This window comes from Arthrobacter subterraneus (genome assembly GCF_900099735.1).
Taxonomy (GTDB): domain Bacteria; phylum Actinomycetota; class Actinomycetes; order Actinomycetales; family Micrococcaceae; genus Arthrobacter_D; species Arthrobacter_D subterraneus.
In genome coordinates, this window is record NZ_FNDT01000003.1 from 116,902 (window position 1) to 142,998 (window position 26,097).

Annotated in this window: 15 protein-coding genes and 2 tRNA genes; 10 read left to right on the top strand and 7 right to left on the bottom strand. The window is 65.1% G+C overall.

What is annotated here, in order from left to right; genetic code table 11:
• Positions 1–111: 111 nt before the first annotated feature.
• Entirely contained in the window at positions 112–5,829 is a 5,718-nt protein-coding gene (locus BLS52_RS05465) for a peroxidase family protein (RefSeq protein ID WP_090585014.1), read from the bottom strand.
• A 159-nt stretch (positions 5,830–5,988) separates the two neighbouring features.
• Between BLS52_RS05465 and lepB the strand changes: the two genes are divergently transcribed.
• Positions 5,989–6,507 carry a signal peptidase I gene (gene lepB / locus BLS52_RS05470; RefSeq protein WP_090585015.1) on the top strand — a complete coding sequence of 173 codons (519 nt, stop codon included), beginning with the start codon at positions 5,989–5,991 and terminating at the stop codon, positions 6,505–6,507.
• Positions 6,508–6,592: 85 nt separating this feature from the next.
• Here the strand turns inward: lepB and serA are convergent, their stop codons facing one another.
• The 5 genes from serA to ilvD all read right to left on the bottom strand — a co-directional run bounded on the left by serA (position 6,593) and on the right by ilvD (position 13,997).
• Positions 6,593–8,182 (bottom strand): phosphoglycerate dehydrogenase, encoded by a 1,590-nt coding sequence (serA, locus tag BLS52_RS05475; RefSeq protein WP_090585017.1) that lies wholly within the window; start codon positions 8,180–8,182, stop codon positions 6,593–6,595.
• Positions 8,183–8,416: 234 nt separating this feature from the next.
• The gene (gene ilvC / locus BLS52_RS05480) at positions 8,417–9,442 is read right to left on the bottom strand and encodes a ketol-acid reductoisomerase (protein WP_026543868.1); all 1,026 of its coding nucleotides are present in this window, start codon (positions 9,440–9,442) and stop codon (positions 8,417–8,419) included.
• An 88-nt stretch (positions 9,443–9,530) separates the two neighbouring features.
• On the bottom strand, positions 9,531–10,043 hold the full coding sequence (ilvN, locus tag BLS52_RS05485) for an acetolactate synthase small subunit (RefSeq protein WP_026543869.1): 513 nt from the start codon (positions 10,041–10,043) through the stop codon (positions 9,531–9,533).
• A 2-nt stretch (positions 10,044–10,045) separates the two neighbouring features.
• Complete coding sequence (locus BLS52_RS05490; RefSeq protein ID WP_026543870.1) at positions 10,046–11,941, bottom strand: acetolactate synthase large subunit; 1,896 nt, start codon at positions 11,939–11,941, stop codon at positions 10,046–10,048.
• A gap of 340 nt (positions 11,942–12,281) precedes the next feature.
• Positions 12,282–13,997, bottom strand: coding sequence for a dihydroxy-acid dehydratase (gene ilvD, locus BLS52_RS05495; protein ID WP_026543871.1), 1,716 nt, complete (start codon positions 13,995–13,997; stop codon positions 12,282–12,284).
• Positions 13,998–14,223: 226 nt separating this feature from the next.
• Between ilvD and BLS52_RS05500 the strand changes: the two genes are divergently transcribed.
• Positions 14,224–14,700 carry a hypothetical protein gene (locus BLS52_RS05500; RefSeq protein WP_090585019.1) on the top strand — a complete coding sequence of 159 codons (477 nt, stop codon included), beginning with the start codon at positions 14,224–14,226 and terminating at the stop codon, positions 14,698–14,700.
• A gap of 89 nt (positions 14,701–14,789) precedes the next feature.
• Here BLS52_RS05500 and BLS52_RS05505 read toward each other — a convergent pair whose 3' ends face one another.
• Positions 14,790–15,758: a 2-hydroxyacid dehydrogenase gene (locus BLS52_RS05505; protein WP_090585021.1), complete on the bottom strand. Its 969-nt coding sequence runs from the start codon at positions 15,756–15,758 to the stop codon at positions 14,790–14,792.
• Between the two features lie 461 nt (positions 15,759–16,219).
• Between BLS52_RS05505 and BLS52_RS05510 the strand changes: the two genes are divergently transcribed.
• The 8 genes from BLS52_RS05510 (at position 16,220) to BLS52_RS05545 (ending at position 26,066) form a co-directional block, all read left to right on the top strand.
• Positions 16,220–17,152: a PQQ-dependent sugar dehydrogenase gene (locus BLS52_RS05510; protein ID WP_342707422.1), complete on the top strand. Its 933-nt coding sequence runs from the start codon at positions 16,220–16,222 to the stop codon at positions 17,150–17,152.
• Between the two features lie 91 nt (positions 17,153–17,243).
• Positions 17,244–17,316: transfer RNA gene (locus BLS52_RS05515), tRNA-Lys, on the top strand.
• Between the two features lie 328 nt (positions 17,317–17,644).
• Positions 17,645–18,115 carry a thioredoxin-dependent thiol peroxidase gene (bcp, locus tag BLS52_RS05520; RefSeq protein ID WP_090585025.1) on the top strand — a complete coding sequence of 157 codons (471 nt, stop codon included), beginning with the start codon at positions 17,645–17,647 and terminating at the stop codon, positions 18,113–18,115.
• 97 nt (positions 18,116–18,212) lie between these two features.
• A tRNA-Leu gene (locus BLS52_RS05525) sits at positions 18,213–18,297 on the top strand.
• Positions 18,298–18,494: 197 nt separating this feature from the next.
• Positions 18,495–19,184, top strand: coding sequence for a fasciclin domain-containing protein (locus BLS52_RS05530; protein ID WP_090585027.1), 690 nt, complete (start codon positions 18,495–18,497; stop codon positions 19,182–19,184).
• A 226-nt stretch (positions 19,185–19,410) separates the two neighbouring features.
• Entirely contained in the window at positions 19,411–21,150 is a 1,740-nt protein-coding gene (locus BLS52_RS05535) for an ABC transporter substrate-binding protein (protein WP_090585029.1), read from the top strand.
• A 126-nt stretch (positions 21,151–21,276) separates the two neighbouring features.
• The gene (locus tag BLS52_RS05540) at positions 21,277–22,773 is read left to right on the top strand and encodes a malate:quinone oxidoreductase (protein ID WP_090585031.1); all 1,497 of its coding nucleotides are present in this window, start codon (positions 21,277–21,279) and stop codon (positions 22,771–22,773) included.
• A gap of 44 nt (positions 22,774–22,817) precedes the next feature.
• Positions 22,818–26,066, top strand: a complete 3,249-nt coding sequence (locus BLS52_RS05545; protein WP_090585033.1) for an efflux RND transporter permease subunit — start codon at positions 22,818–22,820, stop codon at positions 26,064–26,066.
• Positions 26,067–26,097: the final 31 nt, after the last annotated feature.

A 26,097-nucleotide genomic window follows, 5' to 3' on the forward strand; every position in this document is an offset into this window, starting at 1 on the left:
CGGCATTGCTGCATCGCGGCATTGCTGCATTGTGTACCTGCTCCCACCCACAGGGAAAGGACCATGGCGGGTAATCCGCCATGGTCCTTTCCCGTGCAAGCCCCTAGGGGGTCAGGCGATTAGGTAGCTGCTCCACCCGTTGCCGATCTGTGCGCGGGTGCCAACCCTCCCCGTACCCGTGCCCGGGTAGAGCCACAGCCCGCCCGCGGAGTCGCGGGCCACCAGGTCGGACTGCCCGTCGCCGGTGAGGTCACCGATGCCGACCAGGGTGTAGCCGGTCCAGCCGTTGCCGAACTGCGACCGGGATCCGAACCCGCCGGTTCCGTTCCCCGGGTACAGCCACAGCCGGCCGCCGGTGTCGTAGGCGATGAGGTCAGAGCGGCTGTCTCCGTTGAAGTCACCGGTGCTGGTCATCTGGTATCCGCTCCAGCCGCTGCCGGCCTGGCTGCGTGAGGCGAAGCCGCCGGTTCCGTTTCCGGGGTACAGCCACAGCCTGCCCGAGGAGTCCCGGGCCAGCAGGTCGGACCTGCCGTCACCGTTGAAGTCACCGGGAGCGGTCAGCGTGAAGCCTGCCCAGCCGTTGCCGATCTGGAGTCCGCTCAGGAGCCCGCCGGCGTTATTGCCGCGGTAGAGCCACAGCCGCCCGCTGGAGTCATAGGCGATGACGTCTGCGCGACCGTCGCCGTTGAAGTCGCGGGTGGCGATGATGCTGCGCATCCCCTGCCAGCCCGTTCCCATCAGTGACCGGGCCTGCAGGCTCCCCGTCCCGTTCCCGGGGTACAGCCACAGCCTTCCGTTGCTGTCACGGGCCACCAGGTCAGCGACGCCGTCGCCGTTGAAGTCCTCGTTCAGCTCGGGCCGGGTGGGCGTCACGGGGTCCGAGAGGGGCGAGAACTCGCCGCTGCCGAGCGCATTGGCTGCGCGCACCTGGAACCGGTAGGCGGTTCCGTTGGTCAGGCCGGTGACCGCCAGGCTGGTTGCGCCGGCGCCCGCCGTCCTCAGTGCGCCGACCGGCTGACCGTCGGGACCGACCACCCGGACCGCATATCCGGTGATGGCTGAGCCGCCGTCGGAAGCCGGAGGCGTCCAGCGGACCGTCACCGATCCGTTCGCCGCGCTGATTCCCCCGAGCACCGGAACGCCCGGAACCGTCCTGGGGGTAACCGGAGCGGACGCTGCCGAGAGTGCTCCGTCACCGTGGGCGTTGACCGCCAGTACCCTGAAGCTGTAGGCGGTGCCGTTCTCCAGTCCGGTGATCTGCGCCGTCGTCGTCGAGCCGGTGCCCGGGATGGTCTGGATCAGGGTTTCTCCGACGAGCACCTGCACCTTGTACCCGGTGACGGCGGTGCCTCCGTTGGGGGCCGGAGCAGACCACGAGAGGTCGACTGCCCCGTTGCCGGCGATACCGGTAACACCTGTCGGAGCGGCGGGCACGACGTCGGGAGTCACCGCTGCGGACAGCGGCGAGAAGGCGCTGGTTCCCAGTTCATTGGCTGCGCGCACCTGGAACCGGTATGCCTGCCCGTTGACCAGCCCGGTTACCACCGTGCTGGTTTCGTTGCCGGACACCTGGCGGAGCGTGCCAACCGTAGCGCCGCTGGCATCCACGGTACGGACCTCGTAGGTGGTGACCGGAGAAACCGGTGCACCCCACTCAACGGTGGCCGAGCGGTCACCGGCCGTTGCCGCAGCGACCTCGGGCACTCCGGGTGCCTGGGAGTCCGCGAACAATAGCTTCTCGATGTTCCGAAGGGTGTCCACACCATCGCCGACACCGAGCGCCGGCAGGGCGTCCGGATCGTCGCCGAGATGGGTCACCGTGGTCACACTGCCCGGGGAGCCCAGGGCGGCACCGGCCGGAACCGTGGTCACCGTGTAGTTCTGCTCGAGATCCGAGAAGATGGCAGCATCCTGATCGCTGCCCGCGCCGCCGTCGAGGATCTCGCGGACAATGACGATGTTTCCGGGATTCACCTCGCCGGCGAAGACCGCCGCCTGGAGGGTACGTGAGCTCCCGGACAGGTAGGGCTTGTCCATCCCGGTGGTGCTGCCGACTTCCGTGGCAGGGTCCGCAGGATCAGTGCGGACGCTCAGCCGGACCTGAAGGAACTTGTCACCGTCGAGGATGTCGTTACCGCCCCGGCCCTCCAGCACGTCGCTTCCGCCGCCGCCGAGGATGATATTTCCCTCGCCCCAGACGCCGCCGTTATCGGTGGCACCGGCAGGGAGCAGCTCTGCGAGGCCCTGGATGCGGGCTGCGCCGTCGGCGTCGAGCCAGTTTTTGCCGGAGAACCCTTCACCCTCGACCAGACGCGGCACTGCGTTGTCGCCGCGCAATACGTCGTTGCGGCCTGCCCCGGACAGGGCCTCCACCTCGGAGTACCTGTCCCGAAGGACTGCAGCGGGGAGTGGGACGCCCAGCAGATTGAGGGTCAGGTCGGCGTCTGCCGCGAGGGGGTCGAGCTGGTGGCTGGACCAGTCGAACCCAGCCGCACCGGCGTTCCGCTCGATGCCGGCATCGGCGAGCATGATGTCGTCGCCGCCCTCGGCGTCGTAGTCGTCATCACCGTTCTGCCCGATCAGGACGTCGTGGCCGGGATCGTTCGGATCATCGAAGAACGGAGCGCCGCTGTCTCCCATCAGGAGATCCGCGCCCTCGCCGCCCTGGATCCAGTCGTCGCCGGCGTCGCCGCGGGCCATGTCGTTTCCGCCGCCGGCAATGATGAAGTCGTCCTGCTCGCCGCCGAAGACGTCGTTGGTGTTGGCGCCGCCGTTGATGAAGTCCTTGCCTGCTCCGCCGAGGATCAGGTCGAGGCCCGGCCCTCCGTCAAGGGCATCGTGGCCGGGGCCGCCCTTGAGGACGTCGTCTCCCGCGGAGTCGGTGATGATGTCATCGCCCTCCCCGCCGAGCGCGGTGTCGCCGCCGTCATTGCCTTCAATGATGTCATTGCCTTCGTTACCGAGGAAGGTGTCATTGTCGACGCCGCCCCACACCCGGTCCGCACCCGCGGTGCCGTTGTAGACGCTCTGGCCGTTGATTCCGGCCGGATCGACCGAGTTTGTCGTGCGGTAGCGGATGGTGCCGTCGGGCATGCGGATCAGGAGGGCTTCCTCGTTGCATTCCGACAGCGGATCATCCAAAACCGTAGTGCCCGAGAACTGCAGCCGGCCGAGTTCGAACTTGCAGTCCGAGGTGCCGAAGACATCCGCCTTGAGGGCAGTTGCGTTGGTATTGCGCATGATGATTTCCGCGAAGGAGTTGCCCTCGAGCTGACCGAGCAGGTTCATGCCGGGCGTGCGCGCCAGGTAGTAGAAACGGTCGCCGCTCTGCAGGTCCAGCATCTGCTGCTCGAAGACGTAATTGAAGGTAGAGCCGAGGAGTCCGCCGAAGAGGTTGGTGCGTTCGGCGAGTCCGCCGACCCACAGGTCCACCCTGTCGAGACCGGTCTTCGATGCTCCCCCGTCATTGGCCCACGTCCCGGTCGAGCCCATGAAGTCCTGGGCGTCGACCGGTATGGTGCCCTCAGCCGCGTCGATCGGTGGATCGACGAGCAGGGTGGCCGCCGCCCGCTTGTCTGCAAGCGTTGTTGCGCCGGTGATGGTGGGGTGCTGGCCGTAGGCTGCAACGAAGTTGATCAGCGACTCGGGATGCTTCAGGTTGAGCCCGAAGTCGATCCAGTTGGTGTAGGGCTTCAGCTGCCCATCGTTGGTGCTGTTGTACAGCTGCTTACGGAGGTTGTTCAGTGAGGGGATGCCGGTTTCGCGGGCCCTTGCGATGTTGATCGCGGCCAGGTCCAGCGGGAGCCCCAGCAGGGCGTTGCGGAGCGTGTCCGTGGTGAACTCATCGAGTTCGTTGCCGACCTGGTCCGACATGCCCATCGCAATGGCGCCCGCGGCGTCCCTGGCGTTGAGGGTACCGGCCGTACCTCCGTCGTAATACTCGGGTGGGTTGAGGAAGGCCTGCAGCAGCGGTACATCATTCGAGGAGCCGTCGGCATTGGTCCGTGCGACGGTATCGGTCAGCATCGAGTGGCCGAACCGGTACACGGCGTGGGCGAATTCTGCGGTGATGGCCGGATCCACATCATCGTGGTAGGTGCCGAATGGCTCGATGAGCGGCTGCACCTTGCGGGCGAACTCCTCGAAGGCCAGGTGCTGGTATTCCATCTCGGTGACAAACCGTGCGGCCTGGAAAATGCGTTCGCCGTTCCAGCCTGCAGCGCCGGCAGTGCTCTTCCATTCAGCCAGGGCGGCGGTGCCGCGCGCGGACGTGTCGGATTCCAGGGTGTGCTTGATGTCCTCGACCAGGCGGTTGTGCTCCGAATGGAACACCTGGTGGATCATGGTCAGCGCGACATTCTCATTGACCCGTCCGTCACCGGCAACGAAGTGGGCGTTGAGCATCTCATCGTCGTAGGTGGTTCCCGGTGCGCCGGGCGGTGTGATGACAGTGTCTGCGTCCGCTGTCAGACCGGGCTTGGGCACCGCATTGTGCGCAATGTCGTCGAGGAAGGCCTCGTTGACCCGCAGCGCGTTCTCCGGTACGGGAACCGGTGCGGCCACATTACCCTCCACCATGCCGGTAGCGGTGACATATTGCGGCAGCCCGCGGGCCGGCCCCGGGATGAACTTGCCGTAGGGGTCGACGGCGATCATCGGAATGCTCAGGACGTCGGGGTCAGCGAGCTTCAGGCCGAGCTTCGTTTCCGCCTGCGCCTTGAGCATCGCCCAGGTTCCCATGCCCCCGCCGGCGGACTCCAGGAGCCGCCCGGTGGACACCGGCCTGCCTTCTGCGTTGTTCGCGTATTCCCTGAGGAACACCTGGTGTGAGGGGTCGGAGCTGTAGGTCTGGGACTGGTCCACATACGGGTTGGTCCGGTTGGTTGCCTCGCGGACGTCGTCGGCGGTTCCGAGCACGCCGTCGGGGCCGGGCTGGTTGGTGGCCCGGGTGAGAACCATGAAACGCATGCGGGGAGGAATGTCGTCTGCGGTATCCAGCACGCCGTCCGGGCCGGCAATCAGCGGATCGTCGGCCTGCAGCGGGACGAAGACGGAGCTTCCGGACTTGTTGACCATATCGAGGCCATGGTCGAAGAACTGCCCGAAGATGGTGAACAGCGAGTTGTACGGTGGCGATAGACCTACGTCAGTGGTGATGTTCGGGATGAAGAGGGTTTCACCGGCCGGCACGCAACCTTCCGGCAGTCCTTCGGCGTCACACGGGACCACGCCCTCGTTGCCCTGGCTGCGGACGGGATACTGTGCTGCAGCAACGGCGGCAGGATTGGTGGACGTCTGGTCCACGATGAGGTTGCTGATCACCCGCGGCTGCGAATCCACCACGTTGCCGGTGCTGTCATAGGTTGTCTGTCCCGGCTCGCGAATGATCGCGCCGTCCTCGGCGGCGCGGAACTCGGGTGCGGTCATCCGCGGGAACGCCCGGTTGGAAGCCCCGAAGTCCTCCCGCTCCGGCTGCAGGTTGTTGCACGAGCCGTCGACCGTGCGCACCCCGTAGGAGACCAGCGGTCCCGGAACCTGGTCCGTCCCCGGACCGAGCAGCGCACCGCAGGGACCCGTCTCGGAGGTGGTGTTGCGCACGTGCGCTTCGGAGATCTTGATCTGCTTCAGGATGAAAGCCAGATCCGAGGCTGTCACCGTGAATCCCTGCCCCACCGGCGCCGCCTGCGCGGGAGCCGCGACAAGAGGCAGGCCGACGCCCGTAAGCATTGCCAATGAGGTGAGTGCTGCGAGTGTGCGCCGGAAGCGGAACCCTGACGGCTGCGTCTGTGCAGCCCGGTACTCCTCCGATGAGTGGTGCGCCTTGCCCATGATTCCTCCCAAGACCGAATCCGGCGGACTTCCGCCGGTGCCGCAAGAGTCCCGTACGAGCGTTATGAATTCCTTGGAGGGTTCATGGTTTCCCCAAGCAGGCGGGCGGAGGATCAAGTAACAAAGAGATGGAGAGGCGGACCATGGGAGAGCGATCGTATGGCTAGCGGCACCGGAACGGCTGCCGTGCCGCTGGCTTCCCGGCGTCGGCGGCATCGATCAGTGGTCGCCGTTCTTGCGGTGCTGGCGGTGCTGGTGGTGCTCCGGCTCTGGGTTCTTGAGCCGCTCTGGGTCTCATCATCGAGCATGGAACCGACCATTCCCGAGGGAAGCGTGGTGCTGCTCTACCGGCACGCCGAACCTGTTCCGGGCTCCCTCGTCTCATTCGCCAATCCGTCAGGGACTGGAACCGTGCTCAAGCGGGTCGTGGCGGTGGGCGGGCAGACAGTCGCCATTGAGGACGCCCGCCTTGTCGTCGACGGCGCGGCTGTACCCGAACCGTTTGTTGATCACTCCCGCATCGACGGGACCTACTTCGGCCCCGTCACGGTGCCGGACGGGCACGTCTTCGTGATGGGCGACAACCGCGCGGCCTCCATTGATTCCCGGGAGTTCGGGCCCCTGCCCGTCGACGAGATCCGGGCCACCGTGGTGTGGCCCACGGCGCCCTCAGAATGACCGCCTGCCACCGTCGTCGTCGTTAAACGAACGACGGCGCCCGCACACCCGGTGCGGACGCCGCCCTTCACAAACGGAGACAGAACTAGTCCTGCAGGTCCACCTCCCGCGCAACGGAGGCGCCGATGGCTTCCTTCAGGCTTTCGAGGACTTCCTGCGGGACCGAGCTGTCGACGGTGAGCAGGGACAGCGCCTGTCCGCCCTCCTTATTGCGCGCGACCTGCATGCCCGCAATATTGATGCCGTGTTCCCCGAGCACGCGGCCGAGCGTGCCGATCACACCGGGGCGGTCCTGGTAGAGGATCACCACGAGGTGCTCGCTGATGGGGATCTCCAGGTCGTAGCCGTTGACCCCCACGAGCTTCTGGATCTGCTTGGGCCCCGTGAGCGTGCCTGCAACCGAGATCTGCGAACCGTCGGACAGAGCGCCGCGAATGGTCAGGACGTTACGGTACTCATCAGACTGGTCCGTCGTCACGAGGCGGGTGTTGATGCCCCGCTGTTCTGCGAGGACGGGAGCGTTGACGTAGGAGACCTGCTCGGACACGACATCGGTGAACACTCCCTTCAGCGCCGCCAGCTCCAGCGCCTTCACATCGAGTGAGGCGATCTCTCCCGCAACCTCGACCTCGATCTGGGTGAGCGAATCATGAGTCAGCGCGGTGAAGATCCGGCCCAGCTTCTCCATCAGCGGGATGCCGGGACGCACATCAGGTGCGATCACACCGCCGGCCACGTTGACGGCGTCGGGCACAAGTTCACCGGCCAGTGCAAGGCGGACAGACTTGGCGACGGAAATGCCAGCCTTTTCCTGCGCTTCGGCGGTGGATGCTCCGAGGTGGGGGGTCACCACAACGTTGTCCATGTCGAAGAACGGAAGGTCGGTGCTGGGTTCCTTGACGAAGACGTCCACGCCTGCGCCCGCAATCTGCCCTTCCTTCAGCGCAGTGTAGAGCGCTTCCTCATCGACGAGCCCACCACGGGCCACATTCACCACGTAGGCGCTGCTTTTCATCTTCTGGAAGGCGGCAGCGCCGAGCATGCCGACGGTCTCCGGCGTCTTGGGCATGTGGATGGTGATGAAATCGGATTCGGCGTAGAGCTCGTCGAGCGTGACAAGCTGCACGCCGAGCTGGGCAGCGCGCGCGGAGGTCACGTACGGGTCATAGGCCAGAATGTCGGTGCCGAACCCCTGGAGGCGTGCCGCAACCAGCGCGCCGATCCGGCCCAGGCCGATGATTCCGATCTTCTTCTCGTAGAGTTCGGTACCCGAGTACTTTGAGCGCTTCCACTCGCCGCCCTTGAGTGCCCCGCTGGCCTGCGGGATGTGACGCGCGAGGCTCAGGATGTGGCCGACCGTCAGCTCGGCAGCGGAAATGATGTTCGAGGTCGGGGCGTTGACAACCATCACGCCGGCCTGCGTGGCCGCCTTGATGTCAACGTTATCCAGGCCTACGCCCGCACGGGCGATGACCTTAAGATTGGGGGCTGCAGCAATAGCCTCAGCGTCCACCTGGGTTGCCGATCGCACGAGGATCGCGTCCACATCCGCGAGGGCTCCCAGCAGTCTGGACCGGTCGGCTCCGTCGGTCTGACGGATCTCAAAGTCGGGTCCGAGGGCATCCACGGTTGCGGGCGAGAGTTCCTCAGCAAGGAGAACTACTGGTTTTTGCACGGGTGATCCTTCGCGATGCGTTGGGCAGAGTATCGGTCGAGCGGTTTGGTCGGGTCTCTGCAAGTCTAGTTTGGCCTGCCGGGACGCCCACTTTGTTACCCGTTATCCGGGCACAGGTGAGACTGGTGCCACAACCTACAGCGGCCGAAGCCACCCCGCCCGCCCGGGCCACCCCGCAAGGGGATGACCAGACTTCAGGGGTGACCTCGGCCGGTGGGTGAAGGTATGGCGGTGCTAGCGCGCTACCGAGCCCTCGGTGTAGTCGTCGTTGGTCTTGATCCAGGAGAACAGCTTGCGCAGTTCGCGGCCGGTGGCCTCGATCGGGTGGTCTTCACCCTTCTTGCGAAGCTCGGCGAACTCCGGTGCTCCGGCGTCCTGGTCATCAATGAAGCGCTTCGCGAAGGCACCGGACTGGATGTCAGCCAGGACCGCCTTCATGTTCTCCTTCACGCTCGGGTCGATGACGCGCGGGCCGGAGACATAATCGCCGTACTCCGCGGTATCCGAGACACTCCAGCGCTGCTTGGCGATGCCGCCCTCAACCATCAGGTCGACGATCAGCTTGAGCTCGTGGAGCACCTCGAAGTAGGCGACCTCAGGCTTGTAACCGGCCTCGGTGAGGGTTTCGAAGCCGTACTGGATGAGCTGGGATGCGCCGCCGCAGAGGACTGCCTGCTCACCGAACAGGTCGGTCTCGGTCTCCTCGGTGAAGGTGGTCTCGATGACGCCGGCGCGGGTTCCGCCGATGGCCTTGGCGTAGGACAGGGCCAGTTCACGTGCCTTGCCGGACGGGTTCTGCTCAACGGCGATGAGGTCCGGAACGCCGCGGCCGGCTTCGAACTCGCGGCGCACGATGTGGCCCGGTCCCTTGGGCGCAACAAGCGCAACATCAACATCGGCCGGCGGCTGGATGTAGCCGTAGCGGATGTTGAACCCGTGGCCGAAGAAGAGCGCGTCGCCGGCCTGCAGGTTGGGAGCAATGTCCTCGGCGTAGACGTGCCGCTGGACCTGGTCGGGGGTCAGCACCATGACGAGGTCCGACTCCGCTACGGCGTCGGCAACGTTCAGGACCCGGAGGCCCTCGGCTTCTGCCTTGGCACGGGACTTGGAGCCCTCCTTCAGGCCGACGCGGACGTCGACGCCGGAATCGCGAAGGCTCAGCGCGTGAGCGTGGCCCTGGCTGCCGTACCCGATGACAGCCACGGTGCGGCCCTGGATGATCGAAAGGTCTGCATCGTCGTCGTAAAACAACTCGGTCACTTGTGTTTCTCCTGTGATGTGATTCTGCTGCTCACCGGTCGTGAACAAGCTTGGATTTCGGGTACTGAATGGGTCTTTGCGCGGCGGGCTAGGCGCTGCGCAGCGCCCGGTCACTCATGGACTTTGCGCCGCGGCTGATTGCCAGCGTCCCTGACTGCACTATCTCCCGGACACCGAACGGCTCCAGCACTGACAGGAGTGCGGAGAGCTTTTCGGCGGTGCCGGTGGCTTCGATGATCAGCGAGTCGGTGGACACGTCAACCACTGAAGCACGGAACAAATCTGCTGCCTGGGTTACCTGCAGCCGTGTTGCGGCGTCCGCGCGGACCTTGACCAGGATGTGGTCGCGCTGCACGGACGATTCGGGAACGAGCTCGACGATCTTGATGACGTTGATGAGCTTGTTCAGTTGTTTGGTGACCTGCTCCAGCAGGTCACCCTCAGCCTCGACCACAACGGTGATCCGGGACATTCCGGTCACTTCGGTGGGGCCGACGGCAAGTGAGTTGATGTTGAAGGCGCGCCGCGCGAAAAGGCTCGCGACGCGGGTCAGAACGCCGGGGACGTCCTCGACCAGGACGGAAAGGGTATGACGGGCCATTGTTAGTCCTCCTGCTCCCAGTCCGGGGTCATGTTGCGGGCAATCTGGATGAGGTCGTTGCTGACGCCTGAGGGCACCATCGGCCAGACCATCGAGTCACGGCTGACCACAAAATCGACGACGACGGGGCGGTCGTTGATCTCGAGAGCCTGCTGGATTGTGGCATCGATGTCCTCGTCCCGCTCGCACCGCAGCCCGGCGCAGCCGTAGGCGTCGGCCAGCTTGACGAAGTCGGGAACCCGGACCGTGTTGTGGCCCGTGTTCAGGTCAGTGTTGGAGTAGCGGCCCTCATAGAAGAGCGTCTGCCACTGCCGCACCATCCCGAGGGATGAATTGTTGATCACCGCGACCTTGATGGGGATGTTGTTGATGACGCAGGTGGCGAGTTCCTGATTGGTCATCTGGAAGCAGCCGTCGCCGTCGATCGCCCACACCACGCGGTCCGGGTTGCCGACCTTCGCGCCCATGGCTGCCGGAACGGCGTAACCCATGGTGCCCAGGCCTCCTGAGTTCAGCCAGGCGTGGGGTCGCTCGTACTTGATGAACTGGGCTGCCCACATCTGGTGCTGGCCGACGCCGGCGGCGTACACCGCTTCCGGACCTGTCAGTTCACCGATGCGCTGGATGACGTGCTGCGGAGCGGAGAGTCCGTCCTCGGGCTGGGTGAACCCGATCGGGTAGCTTTCGCGGAGGCGGTTCAGCACGGTCCACCATGCACTGAAATCCGGTGCGCCGTTGGCGGCGAACTGCTCGCTCAGGGCAGCCGTGAACTCCGGGATGATTTCCTTCACCGACCCGACGATCGGCACGTCAGCGGTGCGGTTCTTGGAGATCTCAGCCGGGTCAATGTCCGCGTGGATGACCTTGGCCCCGGGTGCAAAGCTCGACAGGACGCCGGTGACCCGGTCATCGAATCGCGCACCCAGTGTGATCAGGAGGTCTGACTGCTGAAGCGCGGTCACAGCGGAGACCGAACCGTGCATGCCCGGCATACCGACGTGCTGCGGATGCGAGTCCGGGAAGACGCCGCGCGCCATCAGGGTGGTGACCACCGGCGCGCCGAGGAGCTCGGCCAGTTCCAACAGCTCAGCGGAGGCGTGTGCCTTGATGACTCCGCCGCCCACGTAGAACACCGGACGCTCCGAGGCCATGATGAGCCGGGCCGCTTCACGTACCTGCTTGGAGTGCCCGCGCACCACCGTGCGGTAGCCAGGAATATCGATTTTCGGCGGCCAGGAGAAGGTCATGGGGCCCACCTGGGCGTCCTTGGCGATGTCCACCAGCACAGGCCCGGGCCGTCCCGTGGAGGCAATATGGAACGCCTCGGCCAGGACGCGCGGGATGTCCTGGGACTTGGTCACAAGGTAGGAATGCTTGGTGATCGGCATGGTGATACCGACGATGTCCGCTTCCTGGAAAGCGTCCGACCCGATGACTGCACTGGAAACCTGACCGGTGATGGCGACCATGGGCACCGAGTCCATGTGCGCATCGGCAATCGCTGTGACCAGATTGGTGGCGCCGGGTCCGGAAGTCGCGATGCACACACCTGGGCGGCCGGTCACCATTGCGTATCCCTGAGCTGCATGGCCGGCGCCCTGCTCGTGGCGGACGAGGATGTGCCGGAGCTTGCTCGAGGCCATCAGCGGGTCATAGGTGGGGAGGATTGCACCCCCCGGAAGACCGAAGATGTCATCCACGCCAAGTTCCTCAAGGGACCGGACGATCGCTTCGGAACCGGTCATCTGGGTGGGTGGCACCACCCGGTTCGGTCCCAGGACGGGGTTGGGGTGGGCGGCAGAAGCTGCCGCGTCCCTGCCCGACTGGTGGACCGGTGCCGCCGGAGTGGGCTGCTTGGCTGCCATCAGCGCTGGGCTGATGGGCGATCCCTTGGACATCCTTGAACTTCCTTTGTATCCGGCACAGCGTGTTCGCTGCACAAAATGTTCTGCGCGGGATTGTTCGGTGGGAACAAAAAAACCCCTCAGCCTGGTGGGCTCTGCGAGGGGTTTGCGCGTGACGTAGACGTACCAGTCGGGGCTTTTAGGCCACGCGCTTGGTAACTAGGACTACGGATACGAGCTGCATACCTGTAGTTTTCACTCCCCCGCGAAGAGTGTCAACCGGACCGCGTGCTGTCTCATTATATGAGACAGCAGTTCCAGTTATTGGACACTAACTGAAGCGGACGACGGCGGCTGGGCGCCGCCGTCGTCATCTGCGGTGATGCGGAAGGAACTACCCGCAGTAGGCACCCTCAGACGCTGAGTGCACCAGCTTCGCGTACTTCGCCAGGACTCCCCGGGTGTAGCGCGCAGGAAGCGGTTCCCAGCCGATCTTGCGGCGCTCAAGTTCCTCCGGCTCAACCAGCAGGTCGAAGGTCTTGTTCGGGATGTCCACGCGGATGCGGTCGCCGTCCTGGACAAACGCGATCGGACCGGCGTCCACGGCTTCCGGAGCGACGTGCCCGATACACAGGCCGGTGGTACCACCGGAGAACCGGCCGTCCGTCAGCAGGAGTACATCCTTGCCGAGGCCGGCGCCCTTGATCGCGCCGGTGATGGCCAGCATCTCGCGCATGCCGGGCCCCCCCTTGGGTCCCTCATAGCGGATGACGACGACGTCGCCCGCCTTCACTTCGCCGGCGGCGAGCGCCTGGAGGGCCCCCTGCTCCCGCTCATAGACCCGGGCCGTGCCCTCGAAGACCTCGGCGTCGAAGCCGGCCGACTTCACGACTGCTCCCTCGGGAGCAAGTGAGCCGCGCAGGATGGTCAGGCCGCCGGTCTTGTGGATCGGGTTGTCCATTGCCCGCAGGATCTTGCCGTCGAGGTCCGGCGGATTGATGGACTCCAGGTTCTCGGCGAGGGTCTTGCCCGTGACGGTGAGAACGTCGCCATGGAGGAGACCGGCGTCAAGAAGCGCACGCATGATGACGGGCACGCCGCCGATTTTGTCCACGTCAGTCATGACATAACGGCCGAAGGGCTTCAGGTCCCCCAGATGCGGGACGCGGTCGCCGATGCGGTTGAAGTCGTCGAGCGTGAGGTCGACGTCGGCCTCACGCGCAATCGCGAGCAGGTGAAGCACTGCGTTCGTCGAACCGCCGAATGCCATGGTGACGGCGATGGCGTTCTCGAAGGCCTTCTTGGTCATGATGTCGCGCGCCGTGATGCCGAGGCGCAGCAGGTTGACCACGGCCTCGCCGGACTTCCGGGCGAACTCATCACGACGCCGGTCAGCTGACGGCGGTGCGGCAGAGCCGGGCAGGGACATCCCGAGGGCTTCCCCGATGCAGGCCATGGTGTTGGCGGTGTACATGCCGCCGCAGGCGCCCTCACCGGGACAGATTGCACGTTCGATGCGGTCCAGGTCCCCGCGGGACATCTTTCCCGCTGCGCACGCTCCGACGGCTTCGAAAGCGTCGATGAGCGTGACTTCCTTCTCGGTGCCGTCTTCCAGTTTCACCCACCCGGGCATGATGGATCCGGCGTACAGGAAGACACTCGCCAGGTCGAGGCGGGCTGCCGCCATCAGCATGCCCGGCAGGGACTTGTCGCAGCCTGCCAGCAGGACCGAGCCGTCAATGCGCTCGGCTTCCATGACGGTCTCCACCGAGTCGGCGATCACTTCACGGGACACCAGTGAAAAGTGCATGCCTTCATGGCCCATGGAGATGCCGTCGGAGACCGAAATGGTGCCGAACTGCATCGGAAAACCGCCGGCCGCGTGTACGCCTTCCTTGGCGCCCTGGGCGAGACGGTTCAGGGAGAGATTGCAGGGGGTGATCTCATTCCACGAACTGGCGACGCCGATCTGGGGCTTGACGAAATCGTCATCCCCCATCCCCACTGCCCGCAGCATGCCGCGGGCAGGCGCTCGCTCCATACCGTCTGTGACGGCACGGCTTCTCGGCTTGATGTCTGGTGTTGCTTTGGCTTCGCTATCCACGCTCATGGGTGAAAGTCTAGGCCCGCCGCAGCAGCGCCCCGTGCGTGTGACCCACCTGTTACAGCAGTCGTGGCGTGTTCGGTGCCTCACACCACCACGTTACGGGCGGGACAATGGTGGAGGGACTGCCGCCGCCTCTTTCGGGTAGGGTAGTCGGCGCGGACCTGCGGCCGCCTCGGTAGCTGCACACCAACCAGCCTCCCGCGGGCACATTCCCTACCCAGGCCGGAACATGACCCCCCAGTTGTCGCACGCTCACCCCGACGAGCCTGGAAGCGACGCCTTGAAAAACATTCTGCGGGGAATTTTCGATTCGCAGATCCTCAATTACGGCGATTACAACCTGATCTTCGCCTCGAACGAACGCCGGGAGGGCCGGGACGCCGCGGGGGTCCGGGTCAGCAGGCCCAGGTACTACGTCATCGGCTACCGCTGGCAGCCGGCCGAGATCATGGTGGCTCCCGTCAACGGGCAGACCCTCACAGGCGGCGGAGTACCCGTGGAGCTGAACATGACCAACCTCTCCCACGCCGTTCATCTCGCGGACGGCGACTACGAGGTGGGCACCAATACGGGCAGAACGTTTCGTTTCGGAGTCCAGCCGGAGGTGACTTTCAGTCCCGCGCCCGGCAGGGAGCTGCAGCTCGAACAAGCGGATGACTACACCGATTTCAAGCTGTTCATGCAGGCCTTCGTCGCCATGGCCTAGCGCGGCCGCTTCCCGGCGGGGCTAGCCGTCGGTGCGTCGGGTCCTAGCCGCGGCCGCTTTCCAGCGGGGCTAACCGCTTCCCGGCGGGGCTAGCCGTCGGTGCGTCCGTCGCCCCAGGCTCCGCGCACTACCAGATTCTCCGGCTCCCGTCCTTCGGCGAGCGCCTCCAGCTGCCGCCGCAGCAGCCGCACGATACGCGGCCAGAACGCTCCGGTATTGCCGCCATTGTGAGGGGTGATGATTGCGTTCTTCGCCGTCCAGAGCGGATGGCCGGCAGGGATCGGTTCCGGGTCAAAGACGTCGACGGCGGCGTGCAGCCGCCCACTGACCACTTCAGCGGTCAGCGCGTCCGAGTCCACGACCGGGCCCCTTGCCACGTTGATCACCAGCGCACCATCCGGCAGCGCCGCGAGCACTTCCCTGCCGACCAGCCCGCGTGTGGAGTCCGACAGCGGCGTGATGATGATGAGGACGTCATGACGGGCGGCCAGTTCAACCAGGTCATCACTGCTGTGCACGTGTCCGCGCTCATCGCTGCGGGCTGTGCTCCCGACCCTGGTGAGCTCCACCTCGAACGCGTCCAGCCGCCTTGCGATTTCCTCACCGATTCCGCCTACTCCGAGCAGCAGTACCCGGCGGTCCGCAAGCCCCTTGAAGCGTGCGGGCTTCCAGACGCCCTCGCGCTGATTGAGCACTGCCACATCGATACCGCGAAGCGATGCGATTGCGAGTCCCACGGCCATCTCGGCGGTGGCAGCGGCATGGACTCCCGCCGCGCTGCACACGGCGACCCCTTCCCCCGCCATCTGGGGCACTCCTTCGTAGCCGGTTGACTGTGTCTGCACCAGCTTCAGCGACGGTGCTGACTGCAGCGGCTCGGTGAGATCACCCCTGTCCATATACGGCAGCACCGCCATCTCGACGTCCTGAAGATCGGCGCCGTCGGGTGCACTTTTGAAGTCCCACACAGCGAGGGTGATCCCTTCCGGGGCCGGCTGCAGGGCCTGAAGAAGGTCGTGGTCGGGCACTGTCACGGTTCGGATGGCAGGAGCTGTCATGCGATCAGCCTAGCGGGACCCGCGTCCAGGCTTCACACACTGCTACGCGCGCACTACCAAATGATTCCTTGATACCTCCTACGCCCGCATCATCCACGAGTCAACGCCTATGGACAGCTGTATTCCGTCGTCGTAACGTGTCGGTCATGCGGACCGCGGGGCACGGAAAGCGGGACGGCGGCAGGGGCTCATCACGAGGGGCGCTGCTTCCTCTCCCTCCGGTGTCCGCCGGCCCTCCTGGGGTGCGGGCCGTCATCCGGCGTCGATATCGCTCAGCCGGTCGGCGCTGCGCGGGTATGGCGGCAATTTTTTGCCTTCTCGCCGGGGTGACCGGTTGCGAAGGCGGTCCTGAGCCTGCCCCGGTCGTTGAGCAGCCCGATGCCGCCCCATCCGCAACGGACGGGTCCGGTCCGGCCACGCCAACTGCTGCACCGGAACCGTCCGAACTGCCTGATCCGGCCGTGACGGCAGAAGCGGCGGCAGGCCTCGGAGTCCCGTGGGCGATGGCACTGCTGCCGGACGGAACACTCATCATCACCGAACGGGACACCGCCGAGGTGAAGCGTCTCGTCGACGGCCGGGTGGAAGTCATCGGCGTGGTCGAGGATGCGCTGTCTGCAGGCGGCGAGGGCGGGCTGCTCGGAGTGGCGGTACCGCCCGATTTTTCCGATGTTCCGAGGCTGTATCTCTACTACACAAGTCCCACCGACAACCGTGTAGTGAGCATGTCCTACGACGGGAACGGGCTGGGTGAAACAGCAGCGGTGCTGACCGGCATTCCGCGGGCGAACATCCACAATGGAGGGCGCATCAAATTCGGTCCGGATGGGTACCTCTATATCGGCACCGGTGATGCATCCAACGCCTCGCTTGCCCAGGATCCCGCAAGCCTCGGCGGAAAGATCCTGCGCGTGACTGCGGACGGCGCACCCGCACCCGGGAATCCCTTCGATTCCACCGTGTACTCACTGGGGCACCGGAACGTGCAGGGTCTGGCATGGGACTCCGCAGGCCGTCTCTGGGCAAGCGAGTTCGGCCCGGACCGGGACGACGAACTGAACCTCATTGTTCCCGGCGGGAACTATGGGTGGCCCCTTGTCACCGGGGCTCCGGGTGAGGAGGAATTCCTTGACGCGCGGGTTGTCTGGCCATCCACGGCAACGTCTTCTCCCAGTGGGATGGCCATTGTCGGGGACGTCGCCTATATCGGCGGTCTTCGCGGAGAGCGGCTCTGGCGGGTCCCGCTGGCTGACGGGTCCGCAGGAGAGCCCGCCAGCTTTTTCGACGGCGCCTATGGCCGCCTGCGGGACACCATCGCCGGGGAGGACGGCGGTCTGTTGATCGCCACCAATGAGACTGGCGGTTCGCGGATTCTTAGCGTCGAAATGCAGTAGCTCACATGCGGTGCCCCGATTTCAATTTTCCGTCAGACTGCTGGTAGAGTTTAGTGCTGTTGCGGAAGGCGGTTAGGCCGGATTTCCGCAGGCACCTCTAGCTCAACTGGCAGAGCAATTGACTCTTAATCAATGGGTTCCGGGTTCGAGTCCCGGGGGGTGCACTTCTGAAGAAACAACTCCCGTCGGGCACTGGCCCGGCGGGAGTTGTTTCTTTGCCCGCCGATTGCTGGTCGGACCTCCGGCGGCACCCGCTCACTCCGTTGGCGGGATACTTCCAGCTGCCGGAACCGCACCGGTGGTGGAGCCCCGTGGGGGTCCCGTCAGGGCCGTGGAACACCGTAGAGGCCGCGCAGTCCAGTGGACGCCGTGGAATCGCGTGGGGGCCGTGAGATCAATCCCCATATGATGGCTGAGACTCGAGCCGTAGCTTCGTCGAAGTGTCGAAGTTCCGGCTCAGACCCACACATTCGACCTGACAGAGAGGCGCCCATGTCTGAACGACTCCAGCCCGGAGACCGCGCACCGGACTTCACACTCACCTCCGCTGATGGTTCCGCAGTTTCACTTGGTGACTTTGCGGGCGAGAACGTGGTGGTCTACTTCTATCCGGCGGCCGCCACCCCGGGCTGCACCACTCAGGCCTGCGATTTCCGGGACAGTCTTGCCTCGCTCGCCACTGCCGGGTACCGGGTCATCGGCATCTCGCCTGACGCGGAAACAAAGCTCCGCTCGTTCAGCGACAAGGAAGCTCTTACCTTCCCGCTGCTTTCCGACCCTGACCACGCAGTGGCTGACGCCTGGGGTGCCTGGGGAGAGAAGAAGAATTACGGCAAAACCTATGAGGGCCTGATCCGCTCCACGGTGGTGGTGGACGGCGCCGGGCACGTAGCGCTTGCCCAGTACAACGTCAGGGCGACCGGCCACGTAGCGAAACTGCGCCGCGATCTGGGGATCAGCTGACCCTCGAAACTCACTGAAGTATTCCAGCGCGGGGGCTTCAGCGACCTGAGTACAATGGAGGGTGCGTCGCACGGCCCAGCCTGCAGGCGTACCCCACGCGCGAGTGGCGAAATTGGCAGACGCGCTGGATTTAGGTTCCAGTGTCTTCGGACGTGGGGGTTCGAGTCCCCCCTTGCGCACCATCAGAATGGCTCCCGGCTCTGGCCGGGAGCCATTCTGTTTCAGGCCGTATCGGGTCTGCAGCAATCTTTTTTCAAACTCCACCAATCCACTCCCATTTCCCACCCGAACTAACCGTGAGACATCGACACGATGTGTTCGTCCGGTAAAAGACCATCGCGTTCGCCGTGGGGGTCGAATTGTTTGAAGGAGAAATGAAATGGAACTTCTGAAGCGCAGGAACCTTTCCGTACTCGGTGTCGCGACTGTCGCCATGTTTGGCCTGGCAGCATGCGGCGGTGGCGAGGAAGCAGCACCGGGTGCAGCGGAAACCACAGAGTCGACCACCACGGAGTCCTCGGCTCCCGAGATGACCGAAGAGATGACGGACGAGGCCATGGACCCCGCTGCCAATCTCGTCGGCCCCGGTTGCGAAGGCTACGCCGAGCAGGTTCCCGACGGCGACGGCTCAGTGGCCGGCATGGCCCAGGATCCGGTAGCTGTGGCCGCATCCAACAACCCGCTCCTGACCCAGCTGACCGCGGCTGTCTCCGGCGAGCTGAACCCAGATGTTGACCTCGTGGACACCCTGAACGGTGACGAGTTCACCGTCTTTGCACCGGTCGACGAAGCGTTCGGCGCCCTCGATGCCGCAACCGTCGAGGCCCTCCAGACCGACGCCGACCTCCTCACCGGCATCCTCACCTACCACGTGGTTCCCGGCCAGCTGACCCCTGACGAGGTCGCCGGCACCCACACCACGGTCAATGGAGCCGAGGTAACCGTTGAGGGTGAAGGCGATTCCATCACCGTCGGCGAAGAGAGCGCTGCTGTGATCTGCGGCGGCGTCCAGACCGCCAACGCCACGGTCTACCTCATCGACTCCATCCTGATGCCTCCGGCCCAGTAATACGGACCGTTCGGCCACATCAGGCCAACAGGCTCCTTGATTCGACTCCTCTAATCGGAATCAGGGACACGGGCGGGTATCTGCACCCAGGTGCGGATACCCGCCTTTTTTCTCGTTCTCCCACTGCCCGCTCCGGAACCGTCATCAGCGTCCGTCCAGCCTCGTGGCATAGACTGAAACTTCCGTCCGCAGTTCCTGCCTACTCCAGGCGCGCCCCGAGGAGACCATGCCAGCGAGCCCCACGCACCGCCGTCGTCCGCTGACGGGGCTTGCCCTCCGTACGGTTGCTGCGACAGCTGTCCTTGGGCTCACCGCGTGCAGTGCGGCCACACCGATGCCCACAGCGACGACGCCGGGGCCCACCACAGCAACCGAATCACCCGTGCCCGTCGGAGATACCACCACCGGTACGTTCACCTTTGGGACAGCGGCCAATCCCACCGGTCTTGATCCGGCTCTGGTGGCTGACACCGAGTCATACCGGATCACCCGGCAGATGCTCGAGGGCCTGGTCGGGATCGACCCGCTCACATCCGAGCCCGCACCGCTCCTCGCGACCTCCTGGGAGGAACGCAATGAGGGCCGGGCCTACGCCTTCCAGCTGCGCGAGGACGTTCTTTTCCACGACGGCGAGCCTTTCAACGCCGAGGCCGTCTGCGCCAACTTCGAGCGCTGGTACACCATGCCTGCCGACACCAGGGTCCTGGATTCGACCATCGCCTTCGAGTCCGTCTTCAACGCCTTCTCCGATTCACCGGAGGAGTCCGTGTATGAATCCTGCCAGCCGCTTGGCGAGCACGAGGTCCTCATCCGGCTGTCCGGAGTCATGACGTCGTTCATCCCCGCGCTCGCGCTGCCCGCGTTCGGCATGGCGTCTCCGAAGGCCCTCGCGGAGCTCAACGCCAACGAGCTGACGGTGGAACGGGACGGCCGGAACCTGTCCGAATTCGCGCTGAGCCCGGTGGGAACCGGTCCGTTCACTTTCGAAACGTGGTCCGACGGCGAAGTGACCCTCAGCGCGTTCGAGGACTATTGGGGCGTTCCCGGTGAAATCCAGACGGTGACGTTCCGTACCATTCCCCATACCGATGCACGGCTGCGCGCCCTGCTCAGCGGAGAAATCGACGGCTACGATCTGGTGACGGTGGACAACGCCGCGGAGCTCGCGCGCGAGGGGCAGCAGATCCTGCAACGGGATCCCTACTCGGTCCTCTACCTCGGCATGAACCAGGACTTCCCCGGCGTCGACGATGAGCTCTTCCGGCAGGCGGTCGCCCACGCGATCGACAAGCCTGCACTCATCGAGGGGCGCTTCCTCAACGGAACCAGTCCGGCCAACCAGTTCCTGCCTCCCAAACTGGGGGTAACCAGCGAGGAGGTTGCAGAGTATGAGTACAGCCCCGAGATCGCGCGGGACCTCCTGGAGGAGGCCGGATACGACGGCGAACCCCTCCCCTTCCACTATCCGCGCAACGTGGCGCGGCCGTACCTTTCGTCACCGGAGAAGGTATACGCCGAACTGAGCCGCCAGCTCACAGCAGCCGGTTTCAATATCCAGCCCGTGCCCACCGCATGGTCGGACGGCTACCTCCAAACCGTCCAGCAGGATGACAACCGCGCGTTCCACCTTCTTGGATGGAGCGGAAGCTACCAGGATCCGGACAACTTCGCCGGTGCCCTGTTCGGCGGTTACAGCGAGGAATTCGCCTACCGCGACAACCAGCTCTTCAGCAAGATCGCCCGCGCTGTCACCCTGCCCAACGGTGACGAGCGCGCGGCCGCCTACCGGGACATCAGCGAGAGCATCTCCGTCGACATTCCGGCGGTTCCGCTGGCCTTCCCGATCTCCGCTGCGGTGGTGTCTCCGCGGGTGCTCAGCTACCCCGTAAGCCCCGTCATGCACGAAGTGTTCAACCATATTGACCTTGCCGACGTCGAGCAGCCCACCGCCCCTGCCGGAAGCTGAACCGTCCGCGTGGCGGTTCTCCAGTGGGACCAGAATCACCCCTCCGGCAAGGTCTTCCAATTTACGGAACGTCTGCCCCAGAGGCTACGCTTCTAGGGCTAGCGCCCTTGCTATTGGAGACCCATCGTGACTGCTGACAGCCAGGCGGGAAAGCCCGCGAACCACACCGACGTCGTTCTAATTGGCGGCGGAATCATGAGCGCCACCCTCGGGGCGTTCCTCAAGCAGCTGCAGCCTGACTGGAGCATCGCACTCTTCGAGCGCCTGGACCGTGCAGGGCTGGAAAGCTCGGACCCCTGGAACAACGCCGGGACCGGGCATGCCGCACTCTGCGAACTGAACTACTCGCCGGCGGCCAAGGACGGTTCGGTGGATCCCGCCAAGGCGGTTGCCATCAACGAACAGTTCCAGGTCTCCCGGCAGTTCTGGGCGCACATGGTGTCCAACGGCCATCTCGGCGATCCGGGCAGCTTCATCAACGCCGTCCCGCACATGAGCTTTGTGTGGGGCGAGGGCAACGTGGAGTACCTGCGGCGCCGCTACGAGGCTCTTCGCGCGCAGCCGCTCTTCAAGTCGATCGAGTTCGCTACCGACCACTCCTCGATCGCCGGATGGGCGCCGCTGCTGATGAAGGAGCGGCCTGCCTCGCAGCCTGTCGCCGCGTCGCGGGTCGCTGGAGGCACCGACGTGGACTTCGGTGCACTCACCCGCGGTCTCACAACCTACCTCGGCGAGAACGACGTCGACCTGCGCTACGGACACGACGTCACCGACCTCTCCAAGACATCCCAGAACCGCTGGGATGTCACCGTCCGCAACCGGGCCACCGGCCAGGAACACACCGTGAACACGCGCTTCGTGTTCATCGGCGCAGGCGGCGGGGCGCTGCATCTGCTCCAGAAGAGCGGCATTCCCGAGGGCCGCGGTTTCGCCGGATTCCCGGTGTCGGGCCAGTTCCTGCGCTGCACCAACCCGGACACAGTGAGCCAGCACAACGCCAAGGTCTATGGACAGGCTTCAGTGGGTGCCCCTCCCATGTCCGTCCCGCACCTGGATACCCGCTACGTCAACGGTGAGCGGTCCCTCCTGTTCGGTCCGTATGCCGGTTTCTCGACCAAGTTCCTGAAGCGCGGCTCGCTGCTGGACCTGCCGATGACAATCCGTCCGTCCAACCTCCTGCCCATGCTCGCCGTCGGCAAGGACAACATCCCGCTCACCAGATACCTCATCAGCGAGGTGCTCAAGAAGCGGGAGGCGAAGAATGAATACCTCAACGAGTTTGTCCCGTCAGCTGACGGGAACCGGTGGGAACTGATCACCGCGGGACAGCGTGTACAGGTCATCAAGAAAGCTCCCGGCAAGGGCGGCGTCCTGCAGTTCGGCACCGAGGTGATCACCTCGGCAGACGGCACGGTCGGGGCCCTGCTGGGAGCCTCCCCGGGAGCGTCGACAGCAGCACCGATCATGATCGAGCTGATGCGTCGCTGCTTCCCCGGGCAGATCGCTGCCTGGGAGCCGAAGCTGAAGGAAATGATTCCCGGCTACGGCACCAAGCTCAACGAGAATGAGTCCCTTGCCGATGACATCCAGTCAATGACTGACAGGGTACTCGGACTCACATAGACCGCGGCGCCGCCAGGACTGGCTGCCCGCAGAAGGCAGAACTGATGTTCCGTTTGGCTCAGCTGTCCCTGGGGAACCGTGCACTGATTGCTCTCATCACCGTCTTCGCGGCGGTGTTCGGTGTCATCACCATGGGTTCCCTGAAACAGGAGCTCATCCCGTCGCTGGAGTTCCCGCAGATCACCGTCGTGTCCTCGCTCCCCGGTGCCAGCCCGGAGTATCTGGACAAGCAGGTCAGCGAGCCGCTGGAGAGTGCGCTGAGCGGGGTTGAAGGACTGGAGTCGTCCTCCGCAACCTCGCGCAGCGGCGTCTCGACCGTCAGCCTCATGTTCGCGTACGGCACGGATCTGGACCGTGCCCGCGGCCAGGTGGACCGCGCCATCTCGACGGTGCGGCCCCTGCTTCCGGAGGACGTTGAACCCCAGTCGCTGGCCGGCAGCATCAATGACCTGCCTGTCGTCTTCATGGCCGTCTCTTCCGACCAGCCGCTGAGTGAGCTGGGCGAGGAGCTGAGCCGGCTTACCGTGCCGCGGCTCCAGAAGGTCGAGGGGGTTCGCAGCGCCGAGGTCACCGGCGGCGCCGGGCAGCATATTTCCATCCTGCCCCGAGAGGATGACCTCGTGGCAGAAGGGCTCGCAACCGGCGACATCATCGACGCCCTGGAAAACAACGGCGAACTGTTTCCGATCGGCACACTGGAAGAAGGCGAACGGTCCCTGACGATCCAGGCGGGCAGCCCCATCACGTCGCTCGATGACATCCGTGCCCTGCCTATCCTCCCGTCCGATCCCGATCCCGGATCCGGTTCCGGCGGCCCGGTCACTCTTGGCTCCATCGCCGAGGTGTCCATAGCCGAGGATGACGCCACCTCGGTCACACGCACCAACGGCGTCGAGACGCTGGCCCTCACCGTGACGAAGGTCCCCTCGGCAGATACGGTGACGCTTTCCAACGCGGTCACGGCCCTCCTTCCCGAGCTTGAGGCCGAGTTGGGGAACGGCGCGGCCATTACAGTCATTTTTGACCAGGCGCCGTTCATCGAGCGTTCCATTGCCGACCTCACCACTGAGGGCCTGCTGGGACTGGGATTCGCCGTCGTCGTCATTCTGGTGTTCCTCCTCTCCGCCCGCTCCACCCTGGTGACGGCGGTGTCCATACCGCTGTCGCTGCTGATCACGTTCATCGGGCTGTGGGCAACCGGCTACTCCCTCAACATCCTGACGCTGGGTGCGCTCACCATTGCGATCGGCCGCGTGGTGGACGATTCCATCGTGGTCATCGAGAACATCAAGCGGCACCTCAGTTACGGGGAAGACAAACGCTCCGCAATCCTGACCGCCATCCGCGAGGTCGCCGGTGCGATCACCGCCTCCACCCTCACGACGGTGGCTGTCTTCGCTCCGATCGCCTTTGTCGGGGACCTCGCCGGCGAGCTGTTCCGTCCGTTTGCCCTGACGGTCACCATCGCGCTGCTCGCGTCGCTGGCCGTTTCGCTGACCATCGTCCCGGTGCTGGCGTACTGGTTCCTCCCCCGGACGATTCCTGCGGCCGACCCCTCGGACCCGGCAACCGGTGCCGCCGGTGCCGCAGGTGCCGCCGGTGCCGCCGGTGCCGCAGGTGCCGCCGGTGCCGCCGGTGCCGCCGGTGCCGCCGGTGCCGCCGGGCAGCGCTACCTGGCGGAGGAGAAGGAGCAGCGGTCCTGGCTGCAGCGCGGGTACCTTCCCATCCTTCGCGTGACCCAGCACCATCCGGTCTGGACCGTCGTGGCGGGAGTCCTGGTGCTGGCGGGCACGGTGGCGCTGGTGCCGTTCATGCAGACGAATCTGTTGGGCAACACCGGGCAGAACAGTTTCAGCATCAGCCAACGCCAGCAGCCCGGCTCAAGCCTGGAGAACACTGTTGCCGAAGCGGAACGGGTGGAAGCGGTCCTCGCCCGTTTCGAGGACATCCACGACGTCCAGGTGACTGTCGGTAACGCATCGGGTGCACTTGGAGCGCGTTTCTCCGCCGGCGCCGCCACGGCACAGTTCACGGTGACCACCGAGGAAGACGCCGACCAGCAGGAGCTGCAGAACGAGGTCCGCGCGGCGCTCAATCAACTTGAGGAGGCAGGAGAGATCTCCCTGTCCACTCAGCAGGGCGGGTTCGGCACGTCGAGCACCGTGGATATTAACATCACCGCTCCGGAGCCGGACATCCTCGCCGAAGCAACTGACGCCGTCGTCGCTGCCCTGCAGGGTGTCCCCGGCGCTCGGGATGTCACATCCAATCTGGCCGCGGCGCAGCCGCAGGTCCAGGTGAGCGTGGACCGTGCCGCCGCCGTGCGCGCGGGCCTGAGCGAGGGGCAGATCGGCGCGCTGCTGGGAGGAAACGTCAGCGCCATTCCCGGCGGCACCGTGCGGCTTGAAGCCACCGACTACCCCATCCTGATCGGTGAAGGAACCGAAATCTCCAGCCTGGAGCAGCTGCGGGATCTTTCGCTGCCCACCCCGGCAGGGCCGGTTCCGCTCACGGATGTCGCGACCGTGGAGGAGGTGCAGGTTCCCCTGACGATCACAAGCTCCAACGGCGAGCGGACCGCGCAGGTCTCGATCACGCCGTCGGGCGACAATCTTGGCGCCCTGACCGCCGCGGTCACGGAACGGCTGGACGGCGTAAGCCTGCCCGCCGGTGCAACCGCCACGCTCGGGGGCGCTGCCGAACAGCAGGCCGACTCCTTCGGGCAGCTGTTTCTTGCCCTCTGGGCGGCGGTTGCGATTGTGTACGTCATCATGGTGGCAACGTTCAAGAGCCTGATCCAGCCGCTGATCCTCCTGGTCTCGGTGCCGTTTGCCGCGACCGGCGCGATCGCACTGCTGGTGATCACCGGGATTCCGCTGGGGCTGCCGTCACTGATCGGGATGCTCATGCTGGTGGGGATTGTGGTGACCAACGCGATCGTCCTGATTGACCTGATCAACCAGTACCGGCAACCCCGGAACGGTTCGCCCGGGCTCAGCGTCGCGGAGGCAATTACACGCGGCGCCCGGCAACGCCTCCGTCCCATTCTCATGACGGCGCTGGCGACGGTCTTCGCGCTCACGCCGATGGCCTTGGGGCTGACCGGAGAAGGCGGGTTCATCTCCCAGCCGCTTGCCGTCGTCGTTATCGGCGGTCTTGTTTCCTCCACACTGCTGACGCTGGTGCTGGTTCCGGTACTGTACCGGCTGGTCGAGGGACGGCGGGAGAAGCGCAATGAGGCACCGGAAACGTGGGAACAAATCCCCGAGGAGGTTGGTTACGGAGTACAGTAGATGCAAATGCATGTACTTCTAGGAGGAGGAA